At 65.3% G+C, this 1,438-nt stretch carries 1 protein-coding gene; it reads right to left on the reverse strand.

The window, feature by feature from the left end; translation table 11 throughout:
- A partial coding sequence (gene treS / locus ABFX46_RS43265) for a maltose alpha-D-glucosyltransferase (protein WP_346050444.1) occupies window positions 1-1,438 on the reverse strand: 1,438 nt, incomplete at both ends.

Raw genomic sequence — 1,438 nt, forward strand, 5'->3', positions numbered from 1 at the left:
TGATCTCGCGGGTGAAGGCGAGGACGGAGGGGTTGGAGGCGGACAGTTCGACGTAGGAGCCGACGCCGAAGACGGGGTGGCGCTGCCGGATCTCGATCATTTTGCGGGTCCAGTGCAGCAGGCTGCCGGGGTTGTTGGCCTGGGCTTCGACGTTGACGGCCTGGTAGCCGTAGATGGGGTCCATGATGACCGGCAGGTAGAGGCGGGCGGGGTCGCAGTGGGAGAAGCCGGCGTTGCGGTCGGGGGTCCATTGCATGGGGGTGCGGACGGCGTCGCGGTCGCCGAGCCAGATGTTGTCGCCCATGCCGATCTCGTCGCCGTAATAGAGGACGGGGGAGCCGGGCAGCGACAGCAGGAGGGCGGTGAACAGTTCGAGTTGGTTGCGGTCGTTGTCCAGGAGGGGGGCGAGGCGGCGGCGGATGCCGATGTTGGCTTTCATGCGGGGGTCTTTGGCGTATTCGGTGTACATGTAGTCGCGTTCTTCGTCGGTGACCATCTCCAGGGTGAGTTCGTCGTGGTTGCGCAGGAAGATGCCCCATTGGCAGGATTCGGGGATCTTGGGGGTCTGGGCCATGATCTCGGAGATGGGGTAGCGCTGCTCGCGGCGGACGGCCATGAAGATGCGGGGCATGACGGGGAAGTGGAAGGCCATGTGGCATTCGTCGCCGCCGGCGGCGGGGTCGCCGAAGTACTCCACGACGTCGGCGGGCCATTGGTTGGCCTCGGCGAGCAGGACGCGGTCGGGGTAGAGGCGGTCGACCTCGGCGCGCACCCGTTTGAGGTAGGCGTGGGTTTCGGGGAGGTTCTCGCAGTTGGTGCCCTCGCGGGCGTACAGGTAGGGGACGGCGTCCAGGCGGAAGCCGTCGATGCCCAGGTCGAGCCAGAACCGCAGGTTCTCCAGCATGGCGTCCTGGACGTCGGGGTTGTCGTAGTTGAGGTCGGGCTGGTGGGAGAAGAACCGGTGCCAGTAGTACTGGCCGCGGACGGGGTCGTAGGTCCAGTTGGAGGACTCGGTGTCGACGAAGATGATGCGGGCCTCGGGGTAGCCGGTGTCGTCGTCGGCCCACATGTAGAAGTCCCCGAACGGCCCGTCCGGATCGGTCCGCGACGCCTGGAACCAGGGGTGCTGGTCGGAGGTGTGGTTCATCACCAGATCCGCGATCACCCGGATACCGCGCGCATGGGCTTCTTCGACGAGTTCCACGAAATCGCCCAGCTCCCCGAAGTCGGGCAGGATTCGCGTGTACTCGGAAATGTCGTATCCGCCGTCTTTCAGCGGTGACTGGTAGATCGGCAATAGCCACAGGCAGTCGATGCCGAGCCATTGCAGATGGTCGAGCTTGGAGATCAGCCCCCGCAGGTCCCCGTAGCCGTCGTTGTTGGAATCGGCGAAGCCCCGCACCGACACCTCGTAGAACACCGCCGTCTTGAACCAGTG

The organism is Actinomadura chokoriensis, assembly GCF_039529475.1.
In the GTDB taxonomy this organism is placed as follows: Bacteria; Actinomycetota; Actinomycetes; order Streptosporangiales; family Streptosporangiaceae; genus Spirillospora; species Spirillospora bangladeshensis.